The organism is Ferdinandcohnia sp. QZ13, assembly GCF_031324165.1.
Lineage (GTDB): Bacteria > Bacillota > Bacilli > Bacillales > Bacillaceae_L > Ferdinandcohnia.
Map to the genome: position 1 here is coordinate 2,144,759 of NZ_JAVIVW010000001.1, position 26,842 is coordinate 2,171,600.

The window sequence follows — 26,842 nt, forward strand, 5'->3', positions numbered from 1 at the left end:
TCCTTGTTTCTTACATACTTTCGTGGAATGTCCGATTTATCACATCAATTTGTTGTTCTCTTGTTAGTTTGATAAAGTTCACGGCATAGCCTGATACACGAATCGTTAATTGTGGATACAGCTCAGGATGCTCCATTGCGTCTAGTAATGTTTCGCGATCAAAGACGTTCACATTTAAGTGGTGGCCTTTTTTCATGGCATATCCATCGAGTAAGCCGGCTAGATTGCTGATTCTCGCATCTTCCTCTCTTCCTAGTGCTTTTGGAACGATAGAGAAAGTATTAGAGATTCCATCTAAGGCGTACTCATAAGGTAGCTTTGCAACAGAGCTTAAAGATGCAAGTGTACCCTTTGTGTCACGGCCATGAAGTGGGTTTGCACCTGGTGCGAACGGTTCCCCTGCTTTACGACCATCTGGTGTGTTTCCTGTCTTTTTCCCATACACGACGTTAGATGTGATTGTTAAAATGGATTGAGTGTGAACAGAGTTGCGATATGTTTTATGCTTCTTAATCTTCGTCATAAAACGTTTAACAAGCTCAATCGCGATGTCATCGACACGGTCATCGTTGTTGCCGTATGTCGGGAAGTCTCCTTCAATCTCATAATCGACGACAATTCCATTTTCATCACGAATTGTTTTGACTTTTGCATGTTTGATCGCACTTAGTGAATCCGCAACGACAGATAGCCCCGCAATTCCACATGCCATGGTGCGTAAAACTTCTTTGTCATGGAGTGCCATTTCCAAACGTTCGTAGCTGTATTTATCATGCATGTAGTGAATGACATTTAATGTGTTAACATAAAGCCCTGCAAGCCATTCAAGCACGACATCATATTTTTGAAGAACTTCCTCATAGTCCAAATACTCGGAAGTAATCGGTGAGTAGCTTGGTCCGACTTGAATTTTTAGCTTTTCATCGATTCCACCATTGATTGCGTAAAGTAATGCTTTTGCGAGGTTCGCTCTTGCTCCGAAAAACTGCATTTGTTTACCGATTGCCATTGCGGATACACAACATGCGATGCCATAATCATCACCATACGTTTCACGCATGATATCATCGTTCTCATATTGGATAGAGCTTGTTTTAATAGACATTTTTGCACAATACTTTTTATAGTTTTCAGGTAGGTTGACAGACCAAAGGACCGTTAAGTTCGGCTCTGGCGCTGGTCCAAGATTGTCTAATGTATGCAAAAATCGAAACGAGTTTTTCGTAACTAATGGACGACCATCAAGCGCTACACCTGCAAGTGATTCAGTCACCCAGGTTGGGTCACCACTAAATAATTCATTGTAATCTGGTGTTCTCGCAAACTTCACGAGTCGTAGTTTCATTACAAAATGGTCAACAATTTCCTGTGCTTCTTGCTCAGATAAAATTCCGTTTGCTAGATCTCTATCGATATAGATGTCTAGGAATGTAGACACACGCCCTAAACTCATCGCAGCTCCATTTTGTTCTTTTATAGCCGCTAAATAAGCAAAGTATAGCCATTGAAAAGCTTCTTTCGCATTTGTAGCTGGTTCAGATATGTCATAGCCATAGGAAACAGCTAACTCCTTCAGTTCTTGAAGAGCACGAATTTGCTCAGAGAGCTCTTCTCGGTCACGAATAATGTCATCTGTCATGGCTCCGTTTCCGGTTTCAAGAAAGTCTTTCTTTTTATCTTCAATGAGTCGGTCAACACCATAAAGGGCCACTCTGCGGTAATCGCCTATGATTCTACCACGACCATATGCATCTGGAAGTCCAGTGATGATTCCTGCTTTTCTTGCAAGCCGCATTTCTGGTGTATACGCATCGAACACACCTTGGTTATGTGTTTTTCGATACTCAGTAAAGATTTTGACAATCTCCTCATCGATTTCAAACCCATAGGAATTTGCAGAATCGACTGCCATTCTAATTCCACCAAACGGTTGAAGAGAGCGTTTAAATGGTTTATCGGTTTGAACACCTACCACTTTTTCCTTTCCCTGATCAAGGTAACCAGGTCCATGTGAAGTAATCGTAGATACAATTTTGGTATCCATATCCAGTACTCCACCATTTTCGCGCTCCTGTTTTGTCAATTCCATGACCTGTTCCCAAAGAGCGTTTGTTGCTTCAGTTGGTCCCTCTAAAAATGCTTCATCCCCGCTATATGGTGTGAAATTCTCTAGAATGAAATCTCGTACATTAATTTCCTTTTGCCATTTTCCTTCTTTAAAACCTGCCCATGCTTTCATTATCAATGACCTCCATTACAAGGTTTTCAAATGTGTTTTTGATTAAGATTTTATTTGAGTTCGATTGCTCACTACTGAACAAACTTCCTTACACCTTCATGATACAACGTGTAGGGTTGGTTGTCATGTGAAATATTTCACAAATTAAAGAAGTTACTATTTTAGCCACAATTTCAACAAAAATTAGTCAATATTAGTGGGACGAGAAACTGATCGTTACTTATTTCTAGTACTAGGAAAAGATGGCAGCCGAGTGCACATGAGCTCCAAGTAACTGGAAAGTGGTGTCCTTCGTGATTTTGGATGGAGAACCATCATCCTCCGTCTCCCACCTGCTTGACACAGTTGTTCTGCATCTCCCCATTCCAATGCTGGTAAAGCACTCCAGTCTGTATTATTATAAAATTAAATCAATTCTGGGATTGGGGGAACACCATGTCAAAGCTAGTTATTACACAAGATATTGAGCAGTCTCATCTAGAACAAATCCAAGCAATCATTCCTAGCTGGGAGATTGTTGCTGGGCGTGATTCGTCTGTTTGGTTAGACCATTTAAAAGATGCCGAGGTAATTGTCGGCTGGAAAAAGGAGATTGCGGATCGCTGCATTTTTTCCGACTCTAAGCTTCGTTGGCTGCAAAGCTGGAGTGCGGGTGTTAACAGCATGCCTCTTTCGGACATGGAGAAGAAACAAGTTCTTCTCACAAGCGCAAATGGGGTTCATGCATATCCGATTTCAGAAACCATTTTTGCATTGATGCTCGGATTGACGAGAAAAATTCATACATATGTGAGAAATCAGCAGGAGAAAAAATGGCACCATTCTGATATGAAGCTTGAGATTCATGAAAAGACAATTGGAATCATGGGCGTGGGCCACATCGGTAAAGAAACGGCCAAGATTGCAAAAGCATTTGGCATGACAGTTCTTGGTGTGCGCCATTCTGGCCGTGAAGAGGATTACGTCGATGAAATGTATACGACAGACCGGTTGTCAGAGGTTCTGCCAAGATGTGATTATGTTGTTGTGACATTACCTTTGACGAATGAAACTCATCATTTATTTGGAGCAAACGAATTTAAGCAAATGAAGTCTTCTGCATTTTTCATTAATATTGGGCGGGGCGAAATTGTCGTTGAAGATGAGTTGATTGAGGCACTTCGTTCTGGTGAGATTGCCGGAGCTGGGCTGGATGTATTCACGAAAGAGCCGCTAGATGAGAACAGCCCACTATGGGATTTTGAAAATGTGATTGTGACACCACATACCTCTGGTTCGACTGAACATTATACAAAGCGTGTGATTGAAGATATCTTTATCCCCAATTTGAAGAGCTATGCCCAAGGTGGCGTACTTCCGAAAAATGTGGTGGATTATAAAAAAGGATATTAGGGACAGTGCTCTGCCCCTTGTAAAAATTGATTGGGACGCGGAATCCCGTGTCCCAATCAATCCTCGTCCTTCACATCGATATCCTCGGGAATTGGTTCGTTGAGCCATTCTTCATAAAGCTTTTTGTATTTTTCTAGCTGTTCAATCGTGGTATTAAATTGGTCTTTATTCAATAGGTAATGATTGTATATTATAATAAATCATGAGATAAAACTATTAAACTATTGATACCACTCTATTCTTTGATGGGATAAAACTTGAAGAAAGACAAAACCCCTTAAAATAGTCGAATTGGTTTGTATAAATATTGTGATAAAACCTATTTATCACTTTCTAATTGCTTTTTAATAAGTTTCTCCTTTGCTCATTTAATCATCAATAAATTATATTAATATAGTTTTTAGCGAATCCATCAGTGAAATAGTTTTAATCATATTGCTACTAAGTATTTAAAAAACGGTTCTGTTTTTGTATCGGAATAACTGCTTGTTCAGTCACTTAGCCTTTAGGTCAAATATATCTATAATTTCAATGATAGTAAACTCTTGAACATGATAGATAGTTTCACTGTTTATAAGTGCATTATTCTGGAATTCAGATCGAGCTATAATACTTAACTCAACTACCTTATAATCTTTATAATCTTTAAAATCCCTTTGAATACCTTGTAATTTAAAGCCATTAATAAAAAAGAAAAAAAAATCGTGATCTTTTCTCACGAAAGCAATATGCTTATTAATATCTCTATAGAATTCTCTATCTCCCCTAATCTCTTCTGATGTAATTATTCTTCCTCGGTTGCTTATTTTCCTTAGTTGTACAGATGATTTAATAATATCAGTAATGTATTGATGAATAACCATTTTATTTAGTAATAGTTTTACTTCTAATTTTTTCTTTTTATAGTCCATCGAGAACTGCCATTTGTCTCTGAAAAGCAACTTATTCACTCCAATTGAAATCTTAAAACTTAATTTCCATTCGTAATCAAAAAATTGATTTGTTGTTTATAATCAAAATATAATTTTTCATTGTATATTTCTATAAGCTCTATAAATTTTGTATTTATTAACTCTTTCATTTACTTTTTTAAGCCCCAATTCAGTAATATTTTTATTTAGAAAATCAAATTTTTATTTTTGAACAGACATAGAAAATGTAATAAATGATGTTTTTATTAACATCCTTCATACCTCTTCCCTTATAAATTGATTACTTTGATAAGTATAATCATTTTTTTATTGAATGTCACTTATAGTCTGTAGATATATAGTCTACACTTTTTTAGATTGAACTTATGGAAGATAAACTTATCACAACGAAATTTGGTCTGACGGTAAAAAAAATCAGAACATCAAAAGGCATTTCCCAAGAAAAATTTGCAGAGATTGCAGGTCTTCATAGAACTTATATTAGCGAGGTGGAGAGAGGAACCAGGAATGTTTCTTTAATAAACATTGTTAGAATAGCCGAAGCATTAGAAATAAAACTCTCGGATTTTTTTAAGGAAATGGAAAATGAACATTGATTTATAGCATATATTTAGTAAGTAGAAACTGAGTTTTGTCTTGAAATACAATAAATCAGAACAAACAGTTCTATGAACAAATTCCAAAAAGGAACATAAAAATAGAGAGGTTTGCATCAACTGAACGATGCATCCTCTCTTTTTTAGTACATTTTAATAATAACTGCTCCTGCTCTACAAAAGCCGTTTTTATCTTTATTTGATATATTTTTTTATTAGAATATCCCTTACCTCGAACAGCTTTTCATTTTCTTCTCCTATCAGGTTGATTCTGTCAAAAAGGACTTCTGCAAATTGGTTGAATTTTTCTGCTACATCAGCAGGGGGGAGTACAATACGAAAATTGTTTAGCAAGCTCTCAACCGATATATTCCGTATATTCGTACTCGCTGTATATTTTAGCAAAACCTTTCGCTCATACAGATTTTTTAAAAGTAAATATAAGAATGGAGCATAAGGTTCTTTTGCTTGGATGACCTTGGAAAAGTTTGAAAAATAGATGGGTTTATCCAATCTTTTCATTAAGCTATTCCGAATCAATAGTTGCCTGCCAGGATTGCTTGCGTGCGAAATTTCTAACACTATATTATTGTGAAAGAGTTTTTTTTCATTCGCATCAGTTGGTTTAATGTATCGAATTGGAGTTTCTCCTATTTCTCCCTGACCTAATGTTTCAATATCTATTCCCCTAATACAATACTGTTCAATTGCTCCATCTTCAATATCCTCTTCTCCCCAATCGCCATTTTTGGTAGATTCCACAATTGCTTTTATTCGGTTTCTTGTCCATCCTTTTGGAATCATTTTATTATCTACTTCCTGCATTTCTCCACCACTTGAATGATAAGGATTTCCTAATTCATCAGGAAAATCATACTCTACAAACCACTTTCGATAGGTTAATTGAGCATATTCTAAGAGTTTTTTTCGCAACTCCTTGTTACTATCAACTTTTTTCTGGATTGCTTCAATCTTCTCTATATCTTCCTTATTGATTTTGTCCAAGTCTGGAAGCTCTATGTTACGCAAAAAACCAAGCGTCAAATAGGACTGAATAGAACCATTTAATCGCACTTTAATCAATCGCTGAAAGTAAGGACTCTTCAAAAAATAAAACAACTTTAATGCTTTTTCCTTGTTTCCACCCATTTTGAATAGTCCAATATTCTTAATGGCGAAATCGCAGTTTTCATCTCGGTGAAGGTAAACTTCTCCTACTGTACCAATCATACTAAAGAGAATATCCCATTGATCCACCTTACTTCTTCGATTAACCTGTTCATAATCTTCGGCTGAAATGAGGTATGTGTCTTCTAAATTCAATTCCCCATTCATTATATTTTTGGATGTAACTAATGGATACCCCTCTTTTGTAGGTTTAGGAGTGTCATGGGTTCCGTCTGTCACACGATAGCAATAGACTTCTGCTTTAATCGTCATTTTTATCACCATCCAAAAAAGCCTTAATTTTTTGGTCTAATGTCCTTTGTTCTTCTGCAATTTTCGAAATATCAGCTCCTATATTTTGTAGACGTTCATCAAGGTCAAAAGCGAGTACATCTTCTTTAATTTCGACATATTGCCCTGCGGATAGATTGTATGCATTTTCTTTAATTGTTTCATATGACACCATAGCACTAAATTCGGGCTTCTCTTTTCTTTCTTTAAAACTATCAATTAATTGTCGCCGTTCTACTTCACTTAAAATGGTTCGTTGGCCTTCATCTAATCTAACTTTTGTTCCAAAGTCCGAGCCATCAACTAACATTATCTTTTCATCAGTCTTATTTTTATCAATGAAGACTATGGATACTGAAGTTCCAGTGTTCGCAAAGATATTACTCGGCATATGGATAACGCCCATTAACCAATTGTTATCAACAATCTTTTTCTTAATCGCTTGTGGAATGCCTGCACTTGCGGAAACAAATCCAGTTGGAACAACAACAGCGGCCTTTCCGTTTTCGTTTAACGAAGCCAATATATGTTGCAAAAAGGTTTCATAGATTGCCATGCTGTCTTTCTTCTTTTTCGGGATATTCGGAAGTCCCGCAAAGAAACGGTCATATTTATCTGCTTTTAATGCTTCAATGCTACTGCTAAAATCCGTTTTGAACGGCGGATTACTAACAATGAAGTCAAACTTCATTAGTTTATCAGGGTTTTCTGTGTCTAAATGATCAGGTCTTAATAGTGTATCTCCTTCAACAACATTTGGTAAGGAATGCACCAATTTATTTAGGATTAAGTTAATCCGCAAGAATTGTGTAGATTTCTGCGAAATATCCTGGCTGTATATGGTACAGTTGTCTGTTCCGATTTTGTTTGCCATCGATAACAATAATGTACCTGAACCCGATGCTGGGTCATAGACCGTAACATTCCGTACAGGCGTATCGTTATAGAGAATTTCACTGATAATATTAGCTACAGCCAATGGAGTAAAGTATTCAGCGTATTTACCGCTGTCCTTGTTATAATCTTTAATCAAGTATTCGAAGACAGTTGCAAAATAGTCAAATCCGTCCTCGTAGATGTCAGTGAATTTATGTTCTGCCATGATGTTAATAGCTCTTTTTGCCAGTTCTAATTCTTTATTGCCGTCACGAATATAGGTGGACAGAGGTTCAAATAGCTTCTTCTTTTGCCCTGTTACCGTTTCAACTGTATAGATGTCCTTGTTAAGTTCGTCTACTTCAATAAACGCTTGATCTAAAATCAGGTTAAAATTGTCTTTATTCTGTTGCTGATACAAGCTGTCAACCAGGTGCTCTTTACGCATTTTTGCAAGATTGATTGGTGCAAAATCTACAAAATCTTCGAATGTTTCACTTTGGTCTTCTCTTTTTTCAAACTCATACAACAATTTATCATTTAAAAACTTGTAGGTGAATAGCTCGGAGATGATTTTGTATTCATCTCCTGTGTTCGCTAATCCAAGATTTGCACTCATAGCTTTTAGATCATCAATCATCTTCTTTATTTGATTCACAAATTCTTCAAAACCCATTTTCTGTCCCCGTTTCTAATTGAATTTATCGTCAGTAAATAATCGGATAACATCAACCACCTGACTTTTTCCAAGTCGCAGACCGTTATTTAGAAACGCATTCCGCACAGGCCGCATCAATTGTCGTGTCATAATTTCAACAGTTGGATGAATACCACCCAGTAGGTTGTCCATTTCTCCGATAATTTCCATCATGATGGCGTAAACAGTTACATCATCTAAATCGCTGTAATTGTCCAATAACTGTTTGTGGATACGCATGCAAGAATCGTCTCCTCGATACCTTGCCATAATTGCATTGTTATCGATATTCAGCTTCCTTATCTTAACATGAAGCTCTTTTAATTCGTCAATAATTTGTTTAACCCTTTCACTGCTGTCTCCCTCATGCTTCAATTTTAGCATAAGGTCTTTAAATGCCTGTTTCATATTAATGTAGGCTTGGTCTTCTTTATCTAAATTTAAGTGAAATTCATTTTGGATGTTATTGACCGTTTCCAGTACATCATTTTCAGTGGTAAAATCTAAATCGACTTCCCCCATTTTTAAAAATTCTACGACCAAGTTACTAAAATCAATATCCTCCACATCGGTATCGGGATCATCTAAGCGTTCTTCATCTCGTTTGAACTTAATCCTATTGGATACTTCCTTGAAGGCTTCTTTAATGTGTTCAATTGGCATATGGGATACATCTTCCCTTGCCATTCGAAGCTCGTTGTAGCATTCCTTATACATATTAAGGTTCGCCCGTAATTCCATCAATTCGGTTTGCTCCATGACTTCGATTTGCTGTCTGAAATCCTCCAAGTTTTGTTCGATGTTGCCCATATAACGGAATAACTTGTTGTTCAAGGATTTTAACTGCTTCTTGACTTCCTCTACATCCACGAAGAAATCATCGATATCTGCTTCATCGTCTTCATCAGCAATGTCGTTTCGAAGTTCCTCTAAATACCTGCGGTTCGTTTCTTCATATTCTTCGGTGATATCTACAAAATCAACAACATAGCCATATTTCATGTTATTATACGGTCGATTCACTCTTGCCAATGTTTGAAGCAGTGAATGTTGAGTAATCCTTCTTAACAAGTATAGACGTTTTAATCTTGGAGCATCAAAGCCTGTCAACAGCATGTTATACACGACTACTCCTTGATAATCGCTTTCAACGACCTTCGGATTTTCTTCGCTTCTTTTCCCTCTAAATTCTTCCTGTTTGTCCTTGTTGTAATCTTCATCAAAAAGAACTAAGGCAGTCTTTAAGTCACTGTTTTCCTTGAACCATTCTTGAATGGCTCTTGCCTGTTCACTGGATGATGTGACAATCATATAGCCCAAACTCATATCTTGATAAATCTCATTACGGAAAATATAAAAATCCTCTTCAATGTATTCGCAAACCTTTTTGACAAAGTTAGGTTGCTTTCCGACCAACTCCCATTGCTGAGAAGAAATTTTCTCATTTTCCTTTAGTTCAAATAATCCACGTACTTCTGTCTTAAATTTAGTGGAGATATTCTCCTTTTTGATTTTTAGTGTATAACCGTCTGCGATCGATTTATTGTAGTAATACTTATGGATATAACCTGAAAATAAATCAGTAGTTTTGAATTCTTTTTTCAAAATAGGTGTTCCTGTAAGCCCAATAAAAATACCATTTGGGTCAACTCCAAGCAAATTGGAAAGGAAAGTGCCTTTTGGTTTATAGCTTCGGTGTACTTCATCCAAAAAGTAAATGCGCTGAATTTTCTTATCTAATGTGGTATCAACAGTTGCTTCATCTGAAAACTTTTGGATATTGACCACATTCATCGTTTCTTTGTATTCACCTGTGTTTCCAACACTCGATACAATAACGGGTGATTTAATATTTTTTGTAAAGTCTTCTTTGCTGTCAATCGGTGCAATCGTCATACCTCTTGATGAAAATTCATCTGATGATTGAATCAAAAGATCTAATCTGTCTACGACAAAATAAAATTTAGTCACGATATTTTTATTTTGGTAATAATCTCGAAGGATATTGGAAGCAAAGTACGCAAGTCCTGTTTTTCCGCTTCCTTGGGTGTGCCAGATGACTCCCCTTTTCATGCCTTGTTCCAGCTTTTCAATTAGAGCTTCAATAGCAAAGAATTGCGGATAGCGAATAATGTGCTTATGTAAGCCATCCCGCATTGAATCAACATATACCAACCCGTATCTAATAAATTTTATGAACCGTTCTATTGAGAATACGGAAGTAGCAAAACGATTGCAGGCACTTGTTGGTTTTAAATTTGTTTTAAACTCATTCATTTCTTTGATTTCCATGATGTTGTTATCCTGTAACACAAAGTCAATATCGCTTTCTGCCAGATAATCGTTAACAGGTATTTGCCGTTCCTCTCGGAAATGGTTAAATGATGGTCTGTCTCCATTCGGAGTCGTATAAAAACTACCTGACATTTTTTTACGTTCACTGTCGTTATACTCGGTATTGTTGCTAAATCCTAACACCTGTAACTGGTTAAAATACGGAATAAAGGCTTCGACTTTTGCTCTTTCGTACATTCGCTCAAACTCCGCCTGAATCCCTTTAGTGTTATTTGGTTTCTTTACCTCCAAAAAGCCTAATGGAATGCCATTGATTAAAATCGTGATGTCAGGTCGAAAATACTCCCCATCACGCCCAAAGGGAAGCTCCGCTACCACACGAAAATCGTTTCTCAATGGCTCTTTCAAATCTATGAGCTTGATGCCCGTTTGATTGACCAAGCGTTTAAAAAAGGCTTTTCCTTTGTCCCTTTTATTGTCGGTCAATGTATCAATTTCCTTAATTAGCTCTTTGATGCGAATATCGGTGTAAGTTGTCTGATTTATATGAGAAATGGCTTCCTTGAAAATATCAACGAATATGTTATTTCGTTCGTCAATTGTGACTCCACGTTTCGTTTGATACGTATAGCCTAACCTTAAAAAGTGAAGTAAAGCAGGAACTTTAACTCTGGAATCTTCATTGTGAATCATCAAATTATCCCCCTTTTTATCTTTTTAAATTTATTCGATTAATCCACGCATGCTACTTAGACTATAAACAACAATTATATAGTTTAATTATAGCACTTATTTCCCATAAAAAAGGAAGAAGTTCAGAAATGTTCGGGTAGTATTGACCTGCTTACTATATAGAAGTGAATAATACATATATTAAATTTTGAACATTTTGTTTCGACTTTGTGACATTGAAGGATTGACTTTTCCTTTCGGCGAATTTTGTAAATAAAGGGGAGTCTTTTTTACACAACCTCACGATTTAACCTCATTCTTATACTTCCACTGTTAACTTCATAAGGGGATTGTTTTTTGATGATAATAACAACTAATCGAATTGCCGAAGCAATAACAGTAATTAATCAATATGCAAAATTAACATTTGATTTTCCTGATTTTTATAAACTGAAAAATGAAGTTTTTAAATTACTAATTATAAGGGGGCAAGCAAAAAAAATAGGATTAGATATTTACCGTTATCACTACCCTAAAAAGGGTAAAAAGCGAATATTTACTATCATTCAAATTGGCGATCATTATTTTCATACAACTCCAACAGAAGCTGATATTCGAAATCTAAAGTTATTAAATCTAAGACATCGTAACCCAAAAGCTCCTATGGATCTTGAAGATGCGAAAACCATAATCCTCACTTTTCTTAATTCCGAATCTATTAAAAAGTCCAGTAAACAAAGCAAAATAAAGTCTAAGATACAATCAAATATTTATACAAAAACACCGATTAAGAAGCTTAGGGTTTCACATGAAATGAGAGGCGTATCTCAATGGATCGAAAGGTAACTTAAAATCTATTCTTTATTCTTTAGTAGGACTATGCTGTAATTTTTATATTTTCATACATGCAAAAAACAATGGAATCGCATCCGAATATTAAACGGGATTATATTATCTTGAATCATATAGTGTGCGGCCTCCCAAAAATAAAAAAGTCACTCAAAAAACATTTGCGTTAATCAAGTGAATTTTTTACCCAATGATTCTCATTTCCCTTCCCGTTGAAAAATCTTTTATTATAGATTAATATTCCGACAACTCGATAGCAAAATACTTCCTAATTTCCTTGTTTGTATAAATTTAACAATTTAATCAATTTTTCATTCTCTTTACTAATTTGAGATTTATAATTGTCAGGAAACTTTGTGATTTTTTTTGCTCTTGTTTTTGTCACAACGGGCTTTTTTACAACGTCAAATGTATCTTCTAAGGAGTAATACCATTCATATCCTTGCTCCTCTGCTTCTTCTTCTGTCTTTAAATCAAACATATTATACATTTCACCAAATAAACTTCTTGTTTGCTCTTTTGAGTAATTTAACTGCTTACACGCTAATAACATATATCCAATTGCTTGACGATTATTCATTCTTTCCCTCAACCTTTCTCTCAACAAACATCATTGCTTCGTTTTTATTTAACGAACCTACAGGTATTCCTCTCTCTTTACAGTAGTTATATAAATCTCTGACTCTAACCCGATAAACTCCTGGTTCGGCATATACTCCATCATCAAAATCAAGCGATTTAATTTCTTCAATTATTCGTTCTTCTCTTATTCTTGCCATTTCTCCTTCTCTTCGCTTATACTCATTTTTAACTTCCTGGTCATCACTTAGCTTTTTTAATTTCTCGGCCGCTTTTTTAATCATTGGATCTAATTTATAAAGTTCTTCCGAGAGTTCATCCCGATATTTTCTCAACTAATTCTCCCACCTTTGTTAGCGTTTTTCCTACCTCGTTATGTATTCAATTATTACTTCGGTAAAAGATAATTTACCAAAGTAAAAACAAAGCACTTACCAATCGCTATTTCAACGTTTGATAAGTGCTTTTTTAATGTACATATTGAATAGACATATTTTCAAAATTACACACCCTTTTATTTAAGATTTTCACAAAAATGGTTTCTAATTTTTCATTATAAGATCAAAACGTGTAACCGTTCTCCATTGTCAATATGTCTTAAAGAACGGGACACGTTTGAAATATATACTTTTACCCAATTATTAAAGTCTATTACCGTAGTTATTCTTTTCGAATTCCTGTCTAAATTTATTTACTTTTACAAAGTCTACTTTTGTTTTATCGGCTATAACACCCACAGCAAGAGTATCTACTAAGTTTTTAGCAATTTCTTCTGATATTTTCCTTTTTATATCCTCTTCTTTTTGCGAACTTATCTGAGTACCTAAATGATCATATCCAAAAGATCTTACTATCTCGTCACCATTTAACTTTAAGGCTTTCGCTAATGCACACACAGTAGAGAATCCTGGGTTGTCTCTGTTTCCCTTCTCCAAACGATTTATGTAGGAGGCCTCGATATTTGACATTTCAGCAAGTTCTCTTAATGATAATTTTTGCTTTTCTCTTTCTTTTTTTATTATTTCTCCAAATGTAAATTGTTGAAGGTTCACAGTAAAACTCCCCTTTACTTGTAAGTAGTTTTTCTTGCATCTTTCGATAGAATCAATTTAACAGTTATTTTGACATTAGTCAACAAAAAATGAGTATTTTTACTAAATATCTATGAAATCGTGAATTTTCATTGCTTATAATCAACAGAAATTGTCTATAATCAATGAAACACTACGATGCACATAAAAAAACACCTTGATGAAAAGTAACGGGTTTACTTCAGAGGTGCAAACATAGTAAAACGCATAGCAAAACGCACTTGAATTCACAGTAAAATTCACAGTGCGTTTTTTATTTATTTATCAACATTTTGGCGAATTTCAATCGCTCATTTCATCTTAATTCACATAGTGAATCACAGGGTATGAAATTATTATTGGAAGGGTGTGAATTCTTTGTGATTTAGTGAGTGAATTATGTTGCAATTAACGAAGGTTATTGGATATTTATGTTAAAATGGCATTATATATATTGAAGAGTTTGTGAAATGATGTACTTACGCTAACGGGGCAGTTTAGTGGAAAATAATAAGAGAATTTGGAGGGAGATAAAGTCAGAATGAAAATAAAAATATTATTTTTTCTTTTAGTGTTCGGCATTGGATTTTCATTTTACTATTTTAATGAATATAAAATTGAAAATAATAAAGAAGCTATCCAATCAAGTTTAAAAGTTTGGCTAAATAGAGGGTATAGTATGGAAGTTTATGAACCTAATATCCTAAAAGTGGTACAACTTGATGATTCAAAATCATATGTATCATTATTTCAATTCCATGAAGGGTATGGGTACGCTCACCTTGTTGAAGGAATAAATGGTAAGTTGAAAATAGTTACGAGTAGTCATGGCGGGAGTTTAATTAATAATCGGTTAATAGAAACAAGTAAAGGTAAGTACATAGTTTTATATGGGAAAAACCCTAATTTGAAAATTAACACTATCTTAATTAATTCAAAAAATAAGATACATGACCTTAAATTGAACATGCCTGATGACGAATCATTACTTATATACGAAAAAGTACCTGACCATTTTGAGAACCCTCTTCCTGATGAATTTATACTATTAGATGGAAACGATAATGAAATTGAATTAGTCCATTACTTCAACTAACGGGTGGGTTGATCCAAGAAGGATTAATGATATTTTTGTTGAACTTATTGTATTAACTGTGCAGGTTAGTGGTACAAGACTGTGGATTCTATGATGAAAATAGGTGATAAAATTGAATAGCAAGAATGGGTTATTAATATTTTTTTCAATAATAATTTTAAGTATTAGTATTATAATATCATCTAAGTCTATCTCGAATGCTATTAATAATGTTGGTCTTAATTTGGTAGATTCAAGTTCAATCATTTCATCAAATGAAAATTATGGGAACTTTGAATTAATTGTGAACGATGGTTGGATATATTTATATGATACAAACAACGGACAAATATGGAAAAAAGCAGATAATCCCGATTCCTCATGGGAATTAGTGAAACATTATACTGAATAATACTTTCTTAGTTATTCAACTATTCAACTAAAGGGTAGCTTTAGTGAAATCAGATAATACCAAAAAGGCTTAGGGTTGAAAATAACTCTAAGCCTTTTTGCCTGTGAAATATACTGTGATTTGTGTTGTGAAATTTTTGATAATTGTCGTGTGATTAGGTCTGTGATTTAACGTTTTGCACCTCACAAGTGAACCCGTTAGATGAAAAGTAAAGGGTTCCGTTTTCAGGTACTTTTTAGATAAATGACATAAGAAATGACGTGTGAACAGGCACACGTCATTTTCCTTGTTTATTAAGGTTTTCAACCTATTTCATCGTTATTGGCAACATATTTCCTAAAAAAACATAATTTGCCTATTCGAAAGATTTATAAGACAATAGTTATAGGATATTAATATCCATAATTGGCAAGGTTATGACGTAACAAATCAAATTAGCAGTTAAGATTAAAACTATTAATATAACAAAAAAGAAGGTGCTTTTTTTGGTATCAGTTACTCGGAGAATTTCCCAAGTTAAACAACCAAGAGGTGGCTATATTAAACCGAAAGATTTTGTTGTTACAGATTTATCAGATGATTATACTTTAAACGAAAATGAAAATATCAATGGTAGCTTAGTAGGAACAGCAGTAGATTATTTAACAAGATTTTTAAATGGTACACCCAAAAAAGAAGTGTTTCGAGTTTCATTAATGGGAGCATTTAATGTTAAAGAGCCTTTCTTAGCAGATGACCTATTATTCGACATAGAGGGCTTAGATGATACTTCAATAGAAAGTGCATGTAAAATGGTGGGTTTTGATGTAGCCTATCGGGCAGGAGTGATGGGTTATAAACCAGTAGATCTTATTAATCCTGATAAGGAAACTATTTCAAATATAAGAATTATGGTGAATAGAGGATTGAATTTTCTAAAACTCTATGGGCCTATTGTAAAAAATGGTTTTACTTTTGAAGGTGGATATACGTCTACTATTGATACTGGTGATGGCGATTTTTTAACAGAAAATACCTTGTGGGATTTTAAAGTTTTAAAATCAGCACCGACTAACAAGCACTCTTTACAGTTACTCATATATTATTTAATGGGTGTTCATTCGAACCATTCAGAATTCAAAAAAATTGAGAATTTAGGGATATATAATCCTCGTTTAAATAAAGTCTATTTGTTACCTATAAACAAAATATCTAATGAGATTATCAATGAGGTTAATACTACTGTTATAGGTTATTGACGAATATTTTTTTGTATTCAAGAGTTACTGAAGCAGTTAGTATAGGTGGCATATGTAATTACGGTGCGGTTCGAAGGAATATTTAGCGGTTTATTCAGGAAAAATACCTACAAAAAATACAGTTATAGAAAGTAGGTATTTATTTGAGAAAAGTAATTATGATTAGCTGTCTCTTTCCCTTTATTGCTATTACTCCTGTTCAAGCTGAGACTAATGATAAACGCTACGAGATGATGCTTGAAGATATTATATATTTATTTTTATCGCCGTTGGAATCAAAAGCAATTAAAGATTATTTTGGAGAAATATACCTATCTGATTTTTGTAAATTTGTAGAGGTCAAGACAAAACCTGACCAAGCATATAGATACGAGATAACCTATCAATTTATAACCTATGAAAGAGCAATAATGCCTCCGTATCATTTGTTTACTTTAAAAGCGGAAAACAAATCTCCCACAGATTGATTTTTAAAGATGTAAAAGTAAGAAAATTAGCTGAGAATGAAGATTATACAAAGATGTGTAGAAAACCAATACAAGTACAGTAAAATCTATTTAAGCTAAAGGGTGCGTTGATCTAAGAAGGATTAACCACCTTTTTTGTAGAATTCCTTATTGAACAAACGGGACAGTTTAGTGGAAGTAATATTATAATTACAGTTAGTATTAAATGTAAATGGCAAAGGTGTTTTTTATGAAATCAAAGTTGAATTTATTATTATGGATGATTTAGATTAATAAATTAATTGGGAGTACGAAATAATTTCTCTCGACAAACAAAACAAGACCAATATTTAAGCCACCCGAAGCTCCGCAAAAGCAAAAAGGGTGGCCTTTATTCTCGCAAATATTTGTTGTGAACCAAACCCAAAGGTTCGGACACCTTTATTATACCAAATTATTCTAAAGCTCTTCAAACAATCTTGCAAATATAAAAGAAAAACTAACTTTGCCTATTTACTTGCGGGATTTACATTTGCCCCTATAGTAAATGCCACGCTCCAACACCTCTATAAATTACCAAATGAGCCACGCCCAGCCTTGATTATGCATGTCTAACAACATCATTCATGTGGTCAACTACAACTTAAATATTTCAAATCATTTCTTATTCTTAGTCTTCATCTTTAACATCAATATCGTCTGGAATTGGTTCGTTTTCCATATCCTCAACTAACTTTTTATATTTTTCAAGCTGTTCAAAATGTGTCTTGAATTGTTCCTTATAAACCAATGCTGTCCCTTCTTCATCATATAAAACTCTGATTTTCCCCTGCAAAATTAAGTTTTGAACATATTTTACAGACACCGATAGATATTCAGCGGTTTCCTCAACTGTTAAATACAATTATTTCGTCACTCCTTAATTAATTTTTATTTAAACAAATCTGCTAATTCATTTTCTGTTTCGCTTATTTGGTTTTCTCTTCTTTCTTGGTAGTATTTTTCCAAATCAAGTACATTTTCTTTTAAGCCATTTTCCTCCCTACCTTTTATCGTTGTACTATGTACCGTCATTTCCTTGTATTTGTTTTTGTAAAATTCTACTTCTTCTTTTAGATTATCGATTTCTTTTTCTTTACTATATAGATTTTTCTCTAATTCTTCCACTTTCAGTGCCTTATCGAATGTTGATTGATAAGCATTGAGAATTTGATGCACTGCATTTATTAGCCTTTTTTTATTGTTGTAATTGTTATTTACTAAGTCTTCCGCCGAAGTGATAAAAGCCTGTTCTTTTAACAAACCAACAACTTCAATTGGTGTTTTATTTAACCTTTCTATGTCTTTACGGATATTTTTATTGTTTTTCCATACGTATTGGGGATATTTCGTTTCACGCCCTAAATCTGCAAGTGTGATTTGTCCTCCAATACGCTTATGAGCATATTCAAGTAAGGCTTCCCTAAGTTCTTCATAGGTATATTTTTTAGGTCTACCACCTTTATTTTTTTCTTCCGTCATTCCCCTACTAAACCTCCTGAATCTTTTTAATGTGAGCTTTTACCATGGCTTCTCGGTTCATTAAAATTTCTAAGTTATTTGCATTACGTTCAAGTTCCTTCCTGTCCTTTTCAATTTTATTGACCAAAGAACCTTGACTTTTGAAAGCTGTACTATAATATTTCTTAATAAAGTTTAACTTTACTTGAATTTCATCTTGGATTTTTGTTATTTTATTTTTCAAATTATTAAGTTCCTTCGCAGAAAGACTTGATAAATCTATCTGAAATTTGTTGCAGAAGATACAATCCTTCACAAAGCACTCGAAAGGAAAGTTATTTGAATGACAAAATCCATAATCTACTTTTCTCGCCTTTGAATTGTCTTCAAAAGCATAGGAAAGTAATTGTCTTTGTCTAAAGGTAAAAGAATTAAAACCTGATTTATCACCTATATTCATTTTCTGTAGTATATCTTTTTCTAATAGCCCTGAATATGAACGTTGAAAATCATCAATATGTGAAGAGTAATGAGCTTGGGTTTTAATATTTGTATGACCTGCCATCTGAGCAATAGTGAGTTCACTAAAACCCTGCATCATCATCAAACAGATAGACATATGTCTTGTATCACCTAAATTAAAACGCTTAATTGATTTGTGTTCATTCACAATGTCTAATTCATCTCTATTTTGGACTACTTTAATATAATATTGAGAATCAATTATTTCATCAAAAAATCCATCTAAGAGAAGCGTCATTTGTGCATAGCCCATATGTTCAGTATAGTGAAGTAGCATGAAGCTTATTTTTTCATTTTTTAAAAACCGAGTGTAAACGGATAATGGAAAAAGATATTTTTCATGTTCAATATTTGCCACTTTTCTATAATCGCAGATAATATCATACATTTCCTTTCCCATTTTCAATTCATGTTGAATAGCTACACGATTATATTCATTAATCGGATCAGGCTGTTGCTTTCTTCTCGGAATCAAAATGTAATATGCATCCTCTTTTTCTTCATATCTTATGCCTTCGTTCAATATTTCTATAAATTCAATTGGGCGTATCGGGATGACCGATGTAAGTTTCCACCAAATAAAGACTGGATAATATTTTTCACGTAAATATGATGTTGTATTTGACATGAAATCGTGAATGATTTGATCAAACAATATAAAGTTTGAATATGTAGGTATTTCTCTTACACCCTTGGAACCTTTAGTGTCACTTATTGTAAGCAAGATTTCAACGTAATCTTTGGAGTCATTAATTGGGTTAAAATATAAAAAAGATAAATTTGGATTTTTAAAATGAGATAACGCTCTCTTAGTCGTTAGATCTTGTTGTTCTACATATTCAATGAATTCTTTTAAAAATTGCTTATCATATCCATTAGTCATCCTTATCATTTTCAATATATACTTTAGTCCTTGTATAACAGAATTGACTACTAACCTTCTATCGTATAATTGTAAAATCACAAAGAATTTTAAAGCATTATATAATTTTTGATTGTATTCAATTTCTGTAAAATCAAAAATCATATAGTTGTTCCTTCCGTAAGCTACCCATATATGGTCTTCAAATAAACATTTATCTTGAAATATTCCTTCACCGATTAAATCATTAAATTTATCCATATATATTGATTTATCCTTTTTTTCATAACGGATATACTTTTTCTCTGCTAAGGATATGGATGTATCCTCATAAATAAATAATCCTCTGTCCAAACTTCCTATTGAAGCTCCCATGTCATGCATTCACCTCACTAATAGATAAAAACTTCGTGAACTCTACCTCTTGATACTGTTTTTTTAGTTTATCTATATCTATAAAACTTCTAATATAATTTTCATCATATTTATCGTAAGCCATCCTAAAATCAAATAGAATGTAGGTTAAAGTCCTAATCATATGAGTGTATTTTATTCTTGATGTTTCATCTGATAGGGATGTAGCTTTTAATCTATCAATTAAGGAAAACAACTCTACATTAATGATGTCTAAAATATAATTGGTATCGATACGATTTTTACAACCCAAACATGGTGTTTCAAGGTTATATTCGACCCCCATATATGGACAGTTTTTCACTCCAACAAGGCATTGTGAATGATCAAGAAGTGAAGGAGATTGTAATTTTGATATTTCTTCAAGTTTTTTCTTCAAATCATTCTTCGGTATGCACATAAGCTGTTTTAACAACGAAACTGATTGTTCATGTCTTGTTACAGCATATTTTGATAAACTATCCACCATCATTGGAGAATACTTTTTATTTACTTCTGTAATGGTGTAACTGCTAAACTAAAATCAACAGTTTCCGCCAAATAGAAATGAACACTTTTCGCCAAAACATTCAACAGTTAAGCTATCATGATTTTATATCATAATTGTTTAGCTGGAGGATTTGAAAGGTGGAAAAAATACTATTGTATGTTGAAATACATCAACTTAAACAACAAGGATTTAAAATAGCAGCCATTGCAAAAAAATTAAATATTTCAAGAAACACAGTTTATAAGTATCTGAATATGGATTTTGACGAAGCATCTGAATGGGCTATATCCACGAAGAGTAGAACCAAAAAATTAGATTCACATCAAGATCTAATATTAAGTTGGCTTAAAGAACATCCAGATCTCTCTTCTGCACAAGTGGAGGACTGGTTGAAAGAACGATATCCTACTATAAAAGTTGGCGGCAGTACAGTCCGCGGGTATGTCAGTGAATTAAGGAATATTTACCATATTCCAAAGGTAGTTCGTGTTCGAGATCATGAAGCTGTAGAAGAACTGCCTATGGGACATCAAGTCCAGGTTGATTGGGGGGAAATAACCGTAAAGAATCAAGATAAAAAGCCAGTTAAATTATACTTTATTACTTTCGTACTCTCTCATTCTCGTTACAAATATGTGGAATGGATGGACAGACCTTTTACTACAAAGGATACAATTCGTTGTCATGAAAAGGCATTTCAATTTTTCGGGGGAATTCCGAAGGAAATCGTCTATGATCAAGACCATTTAATAACAGTCAGTGAAAATGCCGGAGATATTATCTTAACGGGAGAGTTTCAAGCATACAAGCAAGAACGTGGTTTCCGAATATATCTTTGCAGGAAGTCAGATCCACAAAGCAAAGGGAAAGTTGAAAATGTAGTGAAATACGTAAAAATGAACTTTGCAAAAAATAGAGTATTTCCAAATCTTGAAGCGTGGAATGAGAAGTGTTTAGCGTGGTTAAAGAGGACGGGAAATTACAATATTCATCATACAACTAAAAAGAGACCGGTAGAAGTGCACGCCCTCGAAAAGCAACACTTAACCAAAGTCTCCTCCATGCTTTCTTTCGAAAGCAACCATAAAAATAGTATAACAAGAACTGTTCATAAGGACAATGTTATCAAATATAAATCCAATCGTTATTCTCTTCCATTAGGGACATACCGACCAAGGGGAGCTAATACGGTATATCTTGAAATACAAGATGAAATGCTCATTATTAAATCAGACTTTCAAGGGGAAATATTAGCAAAACATCAAATATGTCACGGAAAAGGAATATTGATAAAAAACAGGCAACATACGAGAGATCGTTCAAAGGGAATTCAAGCCTATAAAGAGACAATTATTCGTCAATTCAAAGATCAAGAAAAGGCTATAAAGTTTGTGAATGAAGTATCCGCTCAATATCCGAGATATGTAAGAGATCAGTTGCAGATCATTCAATACGCTATTACCCATTTTCGCCCTCAAATCGAGGAAGCCCTCGCTGTTTGTCTAAAAGAACAGCTTTGGAGTGCAAACGACTTACGTGATATTGCACAACACTTAACTAGATTAAAAGAAGGAAAAGATGTGTCCCCAACTTCTTTCGAAGCTAAACAAGATAACCTCGCAACAAAAGCTACAGCAGCAAAAAGGGAAATAGAATATTACACAAACATAATCAGAGGTGTTTCATAATGACTAGCACTGTACAGCTTTTACAAGAGCATTTTCGCCATCTTCGGATGGCGGAAACGGCGGATGAGTTGCCAGTATTACTACGAAAAGCGGAGAAATCATCTTGGACTTATCAAGAGTTTCTGCAGGAACTTCTAATGTACGAGGTGAAGAAACGGGAAGAAAAGAACGTTGAAAAGAGATTAAAATGGGCTAAATTCCCGTATGTCAAAACACTTGATGAGTTTAATATCGAAGAACAAACTTCTCTGAGTACACGTCAATTAAGTCAGTTAAGTGAGCTAAACTGGCTAGAACAACAATATAATCTAATTTTATTGGGACCGCCAGGTTCGGGTAAAACCCATATTAGTATTGGGCTAGGTATAGAGGCCATTCAAAGTGGCTATAAGGTTGCCTTTTCAACAATGGGTGAACTTGTACATTTACTAAAAACAGAAGAGTATATTAGAAAATCTCAAATTCAGTTAAAACGCATAAAGGATTCCGATATGGTCATTATCGATGATTTAATGTATATGGCAATGGACCAAAGAGAAGCTAACCTCCTTTTCCATTTAATTAATTTCCTTTACGAGCGTAGTTCTATAATTTTGACTTCAAATAAAGGCCCGGAAGAATGGGGAGAACTTATAGGAGATCAGGGAATCACGACAGCAATCTTAGACCGCATCCTCCATAGAGTAGAAGTTATTCAACTAAATGGAAATGACAGCTATAGAATAAAACATCGTTCGACCATTTTTGGAAAAGAAAGTGTTCAAAATTAATTAGCAAAAAGTGTTCAAAACTACTTGACGGTTACAAATGGCTTTAGTCATTTCATCCAAACTTAATGGTTCATGATTATTTATAGCATCTATCATTACTTTCACTTGCCAACCAAATATTCCCCTTTCAAATGCATGTAGTGCCATTTCTTCTACATCCGCATCCGTATTCTTCGTGACAATATAAACCTGTGTAACTGGATTAGGCATGTTTATATTATGCGTATGGGAGCGTGCGAAGCCACCAAGCCAATAAGCTAATGCTCCCTTTCCTTGCTTAACAGCAGTCTCCCAACCGTAGGTGGTCAAAGTTTTAGAACATCTTCGATTCGAAAATACAGGTAAGTCCTTCCCAAAAAACATTCTTAAATCATATGTTTGAATACGTGATGTAATTAAATACTTTTCTTTCTCACTCATTTGTCGTCTATGCAATTCACACAAAGTAAGTGCCAATGCAGTAGGCATTTCAAAAATAAAGGGAATTACAAATACGAGATCTTTATTATTTTTACTTGCCTTTTCACCTTTCAAACTCCGTTCAACAAGATTCAAAATGGTATGTGACATTTCCAGAGTGAACGTATTATATTCAAACCATATAAAACTATCAATTCCAACAACATCCAAATTGATAGGTTTAAATATATCTAAATCCACCTTTCGCCAATCTAAAGAAAAGTGGAGCAATGTCCAAAGCCAGGTTTCGGCATACTTTTTTCTTTTAATCGCTTTGTTAAAATGCTTGTCTATATCTAAAACATTTAAGGTTAAATCCCTCCATTCTTTCTTTGTGTACGGAACGTCATCCTTCTTATTTTTTTTCTCATTTTTCCATAAATAATCTCCTTCGTATAAACACTCCCTTTTACTTTTACAATCATTTATAAATGGATATAATAATCTAAGTTGATTGTCTGACAAATTTTGAAAAAGTTGTTTTAATTCCTTATCTGTGTAATTAATTATTTCTTTCATCAATACATTTAATAAATTCATAAATATATTTATTAATGAATACACAAGTTTCACTTTTTCTTTCGAATTACTCTTATCGATTTTCTTTTTTGCCCAAACTTCATACAAGTCTACTGTGTCCTTATATTGACTATTATCTCGACAAAAATCTATTGCATCTTTAAATAACTCTTGATAATTGTTAGTATTGAAATGTTTTATTTTAAGACCTGTATATGAATTTTTGAATTCGTCTGCATCTTTCCTTCTAACAAAATGCTTGTTTTTATCCTTTCTTATGGTTTTCAATTCTCCGTTTCTAATATATATAGGAAATATATTTACATTTTTACCCATCTCCATAGCCAATTGTTCCAATGGAATTTCATTTTCCCATAGATATTCCTCTAAATATTGTTTACTTGTTCTCAATCCCAATCCTTTCACATTGAATGATTGTATATGCTTTTTTTCTATCAGCATTCTGGCTATTTCTTCAGAAAGGTTTAAAAACTTCGAGGCTTTTTCTATCGAATAATCAAGACATTTTTTAAACTTGATGTAACTATCTTTTTTAACATAGAAACTATTACTTACCAAGTTCGCCTCTAATTGTGGTTCATTATTAATTAATTTTAAGGCTTGGTAAGTTGATAAATTTAATTCATCCTCGATAACACTTCTTGAAATTGTATCCTTAGTAAGCTCCTTATATTTATCAATTTCATTTTTTGAAATATAACTTCTGCCACAGAAATGTAAAACATCTTTAAACAACCCCTTTCCAACTGACTCGGAAAGTGACGTTTCAGGTCTTAAAAGGATATGTGACGCTTCTTTATATGTATAATAATTATCCCTGATATTGTCCTGGAACAATTTTTGTTTAGTAAGGTAAGAACGGTGAATGAAGTGAAGAGTATTCACTCTTTCATACTCGAATTCAGGTATTTCATTTTTTTCAATCCTATTAAAAAGCCACATAGTAGATAAATTTAGAAATTCGGCGGCCTCAGTGAGTGAGAACCACTCTTTTTCATCTACATTTAGGCATCTATTGATATAATTTTTATGAACATAATAAATACCTTTTTCTTTTTTATATTCAGTTTCTAATATTCTAATTGTTGGTGTATCAGTAATTTTAGTTATCCTATTTCTAATTGAGTGAATACTTATCCCTAATATTTCAGAAGTTTCCTTAATGGTGTACCATTCTTTTTCCAACGCAACATTCAAATCATTTCTCCCCCTTATGATTGTTATTTTCTCTTTCTTGCAGTATTTCATCTTTCGTTTCTAACAATTCAACATACATGTTGTTATAATTATTTTTTAGAATATCTAACATTTTTTTTGTACCATTTAAATAGGGGAGAGATGCTAATGGATCTTTGTCAGCTCTTGCACTCATAACTTGCAGAACATTCTCTGCATCTTCAGCAATTAAATTAGAGAAAATCCCTCGACATATATGGGTATCCCACTTGGCACTACTTAATTCAATTGCGTAATTTCTAACAAGTGAACTTTCTGATCCCCCTAATAGCTCAATGAATTTACGTTTTAATTTTTCAAAATAATACTGATATGAGAATTTCTCCATTGCCTTTCCATTTGCATTCCCAAATAGTGCGTTACTACCATCTGTTGCAATATAATTTTCTATATGATTTTTATAAAGTATTTGAAGTAGTTTACCATTAAAAGGAAAGATACCTTGTCTTCTTATCTTTTTGGGCGTTCCTCTACCTGAAATGGACTTTAACTCAGGTCGAAAATTCCTCTTCTGCAATTTCACTTTAAATCCATATCTGCCGAATTCCCCTGATGGTGTTATTCCTGTGGTGCTGATATTTACAACTTCTCCAACCCTTAATCCACCAAAGCATTGAAAAGCTACACCGAGGGCTATTCTTGGAGTGTAAGAAAGAGCAGTTTGAATAAACAGTATAATTAGTTCTTTAGGAATATCATGTATAAGGTTTTTTTCTATATTAGAATTGTTGTCAGGATACACAACACCATAGAATGGACTTTCTGGAACACGATTCAAACTTAAATCTTCATATGTAAATTCCTTAAATTCAAAGTCTTTTAATGTTATGTATTTAAGCACATTTTTTTTAGCTAAAAAATAATATAATTGAGTTAAATACCCTTCACAACGTTTAACTGTCCCTTTTTGAATCGAAGTGCAATTTTTTTGCCTTCCTGTTTGTCCATATGCTGTTAAATACTCTGTACCATGTTCAAAGGTTAATTCTGAAATACTATTAAGCATATAAATATGGTGTTTTTCAATTAATATAAAATTTAAAAAGTTAATTAAATAGTTTGCTATTTGAGATTGTGTCTTGATATCTGGTATCCCCACTCTTTTTAATGGTCTATGTATAAATTCCGTTATCGGATGGACTATTCTCTTTTTGATACCATTTTCTGCTTGTTCTAACATTACAAGTGTTCTTTCCTCTATAAGCTCTCTATCATTCATTAAAGTTTTTTTAACTTTAATGCTTTCATGAAAAAACTTATATTTATCACTCCTCTTATTAAATTCCACAACTTTCTTTTTATTATCCCCTCTTAAATTATCATCCACCATAAATCCCCCTAAAATGTTATGTTGTTTGTTTTTCAAAGTAATCAAACACCTTAAATAATGTTTTTAGTCAACCAAGAATAGTAATGTAAATATTTTTTTACCTTATTCTCAAACTAAAATATAGTAATAAAAAAAGGGTATTCTATCCCTAATCAGATAAAATACCCTTTAAAAATCCAAATATTAAAATAGCTAAACTTACTTA

23 protein-coding genes are annotated in these 26,842 nt (G+C 33.5%); 9 read left to right on the forward strand and 14 right to left on the reverse strand.

Going from position 1 to position 26,842, the window contains the following annotated elements:
* Positions 1-10 precede the first annotated feature (10 nt).
* Complete coding sequence (gene pflB / locus RGU12_RS10430) at positions 11-2,239, reverse strand: formate C-acetyltransferase (protein ID WP_309536025.1); 2,229 nt, start codon at positions 2,237-2,239, stop codon at positions 11-13.
* Between the two features lie 435 nt (positions 2,240-2,674).
* Between pflB and RGU12_RS10435 the strand changes: the two genes are divergently transcribed.
* The gene (locus tag RGU12_RS10435) at positions 2,675-3,631 is read left to right on the forward strand and encodes a D-2-hydroxyacid dehydrogenase (protein ID WP_309536026.1); all 957 of its coding nucleotides are present in this window, start codon (positions 2,675-2,677) and stop codon (positions 3,629-3,631) included.
* Positions 3,632-4,125: 494 nt separating this feature from the next.
* On the opposite strand, the gene RGU12_RS10440 is transcribed toward RGU12_RS10435, so the two are convergent.
* Positions 4,126-4,542 (reverse strand): hypothetical protein, encoded by a 417-nt coding sequence (locus RGU12_RS10440; protein WP_309536027.1) that lies wholly within the window; start codon positions 4,540-4,542, stop codon positions 4,126-4,128.
* Between the two features lie 386 nt (positions 4,543-4,928).
* Here RGU12_RS10440 and RGU12_RS10445 point away from each other — a divergent pair, with 386 nt between their 5' ends.
* The gene (locus RGU12_RS10445) at positions 4,929-5,159 is read left to right on the forward strand and encodes a helix-turn-helix domain-containing protein (protein ID WP_309536028.1); all 231 of its coding nucleotides are present in this window, start codon (positions 4,929-4,931) and stop codon (positions 5,157-5,159) included.
* 195 nt (positions 5,160-5,354) lie between these two features.
* On the opposite strand, the gene RGU12_RS10450 is transcribed toward RGU12_RS10445, so the two are convergent.
* Genes RGU12_RS10450 through RGU12_RS10460 form a run of 3 tightly spaced genes read right to left on the reverse strand, consistent with a single transcriptional unit; the run spans position 5,355 to position 11,178 of the window.
* Complete coding sequence (locus RGU12_RS10450) at positions 5,355-6,599, reverse strand: restriction endonuclease subunit S domain-containing protein (RefSeq protein WP_309536029.1); 1,245 nt, start codon at positions 6,597-6,599, stop codon at positions 5,355-5,357.
* Complete coding sequence (locus RGU12_RS10455) at positions 6,589-8,169, reverse strand: HsdM family class I SAM-dependent methyltransferase (RefSeq protein WP_309536030.1); 1,581 nt, start codon at positions 8,167-8,169, stop codon at positions 6,589-6,591. Before RGU12_RS10455 ends, RGU12_RS10450 begins: the two co-directional genes overlap by 11 nt.
* A gap of 15 nt (positions 8,170-8,184) precedes the next feature.
* A complete protein-coding gene (locus tag RGU12_RS10460; protein WP_309536031.1) occupies positions 8,185-11,178 on the reverse strand; it encodes a type I restriction endonuclease in 2,994 nt (997 codons plus the stop codon).
* A 339-nt stretch (positions 11,179-11,517) separates the two neighbouring features.
* Here RGU12_RS10460 and RGU12_RS10465 point away from each other — a divergent pair, with 339 nt between their 5' ends.
* On the forward strand, positions 11,518-12,003 hold the full coding sequence (locus RGU12_RS10465) for a YkyB family protein (protein ID WP_309536302.1): 486 nt from the start codon (positions 11,518-11,520) through the stop codon (positions 12,001-12,003).
* A 271-nt stretch (positions 12,004-12,274) separates the two neighbouring features.
* On the opposite strand, the gene RGU12_RS10470 is transcribed toward RGU12_RS10465, so the two are convergent.
* From RGU12_RS10470 to RGU12_RS10480, 3 genes are all read right to left on the reverse strand, one after another.
* Positions 12,275-12,586, reverse strand: coding sequence for a hypothetical protein (locus RGU12_RS10470; RefSeq protein WP_309536032.1), 312 nt, complete (start codon positions 12,584-12,586; stop codon positions 12,275-12,277).
* Entirely contained in the window at positions 12,579-12,920 is a 342-nt protein-coding gene (locus tag RGU12_RS10475; RefSeq protein WP_309536033.1) for a hypothetical protein, read from the reverse strand. Before RGU12_RS10475 ends, RGU12_RS10470 begins: the two co-directional genes overlap by 8 nt.
* Positions 12,921-13,226: 306 nt before the next feature.
* On the reverse strand, positions 13,227-13,637 hold the full coding sequence (locus RGU12_RS10480; RefSeq protein WP_309536034.1) for a helix-turn-helix domain-containing protein: 411 nt from the start codon (positions 13,635-13,637) through the stop codon (positions 13,227-13,229).
* A gap of 559 nt (positions 13,638-14,196) precedes the next feature.
* Here RGU12_RS10480 and RGU12_RS10485 point away from each other — a divergent pair.
* The 4 genes from RGU12_RS10485 (at position 14,197) to RGU12_RS10500 (ending at position 16,847) form a co-directional block, all read left to right on the forward strand.
* Positions 14,197-14,751, forward strand: a complete 555-nt coding sequence (locus RGU12_RS10485; RefSeq protein WP_309536035.1) for a hypothetical protein — start codon at positions 14,197-14,199, stop codon at positions 14,749-14,751.
* A gap of 223 nt (positions 14,752-14,974) precedes the next feature.
* The gene (locus RGU12_RS10490; protein ID WP_309536036.1) at positions 14,975-15,142 is read left to right on the forward strand and encodes a hypothetical protein; all 168 of its coding nucleotides are present in this window, start codon (positions 14,975-14,977) and stop codon (positions 15,140-15,142) included.
* 476 nt (positions 15,143-15,618) lie between these two features.
* Positions 15,619-16,380, forward strand: coding sequence for a hypothetical protein (locus RGU12_RS10495; protein ID WP_309536037.1), 762 nt, complete (start codon positions 15,619-15,621; stop codon positions 16,378-16,380).
* Between the two features lie 143 nt (positions 16,381-16,523).
* The gene (locus RGU12_RS10500; RefSeq protein WP_309536038.1) at positions 16,524-16,847 is read left to right on the forward strand and encodes a DUF3888 domain-containing protein; all 324 of its coding nucleotides are present in this window, start codon (positions 16,524-16,526) and stop codon (positions 16,845-16,847) included.
* A 649-nt stretch (positions 16,848-17,496) separates the two neighbouring features.
* Here RGU12_RS10500 and RGU12_RS10505 read toward each other — a convergent pair.
* From RGU12_RS10505 to RGU12_RS10520, 4 genes are read right to left on the reverse strand one after another with little or no spacing between them, the layout of a single operon-like run.
* A complete protein-coding gene (locus tag RGU12_RS10505) occupies positions 17,497-17,730 on the reverse strand; it encodes a helix-turn-helix domain-containing protein (protein ID WP_309536039.1) in 234 nt (77 codons plus the stop codon).
* 26 nt (positions 17,731-17,756) lie between these two features.
* A complete protein-coding gene (locus tag RGU12_RS10510; protein ID WP_309536040.1) occupies positions 17,757-18,347 on the reverse strand; it encodes a hypothetical protein in 591 nt (196 codons plus the stop codon).
* Between the two features lie 7 nt (positions 18,348-18,354).
* The gene (locus RGU12_RS10515) at positions 18,355-20,085 is read right to left on the reverse strand and encodes a site-specific integrase (RefSeq protein WP_309536041.1); all 1,731 of its coding nucleotides are present in this window, start codon (positions 20,083-20,085) and stop codon (positions 18,355-18,357) included.
* Between the two features lies 1 nt (position 20,086).
* Positions 20,087-20,596 (reverse strand): hypothetical protein, encoded by a 510-nt coding sequence (locus tag RGU12_RS10520; protein ID WP_309536042.1) that lies wholly within the window; start codon positions 20,594-20,596, stop codon positions 20,087-20,089.
* Between the two features lie 155 nt (positions 20,597-20,751).
* Here RGU12_RS10520 and istA point away from each other — a divergent pair, with 155 nt between their 5' ends.
* Positions 20,752-22,302: an IS21 family transposase gene (gene istA, locus RGU12_RS10525; protein ID WP_309536043.1), complete on the forward strand. Its 1,551-nt coding sequence runs from the start codon at positions 20,752-20,754 to the stop codon at positions 22,300-22,302.
* Positions 22,302-23,072, forward strand: coding sequence for an IS21-like element helper ATPase IstB (gene istB, locus RGU12_RS10530; protein ID WP_309536044.1), 771 nt, complete (start codon positions 22,302-22,304; stop codon positions 23,070-23,072). Before istA ends, istB begins: the two co-directional genes overlap by 1 nt.
* Here the strand turns inward: istB and RGU12_RS10535 are convergent, their stop codons facing one another.
* Together RGU12_RS10535 and RGU12_RS10540 are read right to left on the reverse strand one after the other, a co-directional pair.
* On the reverse strand, positions 23,073-25,268 hold the full coding sequence (locus RGU12_RS10535; protein ID WP_309536045.1) for a hypothetical protein: 2,196 nt from the start codon (positions 25,266-25,268) through the stop codon (positions 23,073-23,075).
* Between the two features lies 1 nt (position 25,269).
* On the reverse strand, positions 25,270-26,634 hold the full coding sequence (locus RGU12_RS10540; RefSeq protein ID WP_309536046.1) for a site-specific integrase: 1,365 nt from the start codon (positions 26,632-26,634) through the stop codon (positions 25,270-25,272).
* Positions 26,635-26,842: the final 208 nt, after the last annotated feature.

Bases quoted from the DNA above. Each gene is read 5' to 3' on its own strand.
- pflB (WP_309536025.1), bottom strand. From the start codon at position 2,239: ATGAAAGCATGGGCAGGTTTTAAAGAAGGAAAATGGCAAAAGGAAATT.
- RGU12_RS10435 (WP_309536026.1), top strand. From the start codon at position 2,675: ATGTCAAAGCTAGTTATTACACAAGATATTGAGCAGTCTCATCTAGAA.
- RGU12_RS10440 (WP_309536027.1), bottom strand. From the start codon at position 4,542: ATGGACTATAAAAAGAAAAAATTAGAAGTAAAACTATTACTAAATAAA.
- RGU12_RS10445 (WP_309536028.1), top strand. From the start codon at position 4,929: ATGGAAGATAAACTTATCACAACGAAATTTGGTCTGACGGTAAAAAAA.
- RGU12_RS10450 (WP_309536029.1), bottom strand. From the start codon at position 6,599: ATGACGATTAAAGCAGAAGTCTATTGCTATCGTGTGACAGACGGAACC.
- RGU12_RS10455 (WP_309536030.1), bottom strand. From the start codon at position 8,169: ATGGGTTTTGAAGAATTTGTGAATCAAATAAAGAAGATGATTGATGAT.
- RGU12_RS10460 (WP_309536031.1), bottom strand. From the start codon at position 11,178: ATGATTCACAATGAAGATTCCAGAGTTAAAGTTCCTGCTTTACTTCAC.
- RGU12_RS10465 (WP_309536302.1), top strand. From the start codon at position 11,518: ATGATAATAACAACTAATCGAATTGCCGAAGCAATAACAGTAATTAAT.
- RGU12_RS10470 (WP_309536032.1), bottom strand. From the start codon at position 12,586: ATGAATAATCGTCAAGCAATTGGATATATGTTATTAGCGTGTAAGCAG.
- RGU12_RS10485 (WP_309536035.1), top strand. From the start codon at position 14,197: ATGAAAATAAAAATATTATTTTTTCTTTTAGTGTTCGGCATTGGATTT.
- RGU12_RS10510 (WP_309536040.1), bottom strand. From the start codon at position 18,347: ATGACGGAAGAAAAAAATAAAGGTGGTAGACCTAAAAAATATACCTAT.
- RGU12_RS10515 (WP_309536041.1), bottom strand. From the start codon at position 20,085: ATGGGAGCTTCAATAGGAAGTTTGGACAGAGGATTATTTATTTATGAG.
- RGU12_RS10520 (WP_309536042.1), bottom strand. From the start codon at position 20,596: ATGATGGTGGATAGTTTATCAAAATATGCTGTAACAAGACATGAACAA.
- istB (WP_309536044.1), top strand. From the start codon at position 22,302: ATGACTAGCACTGTACAGCTTTTACAAGAGCATTTTCGCCATCTTCGG.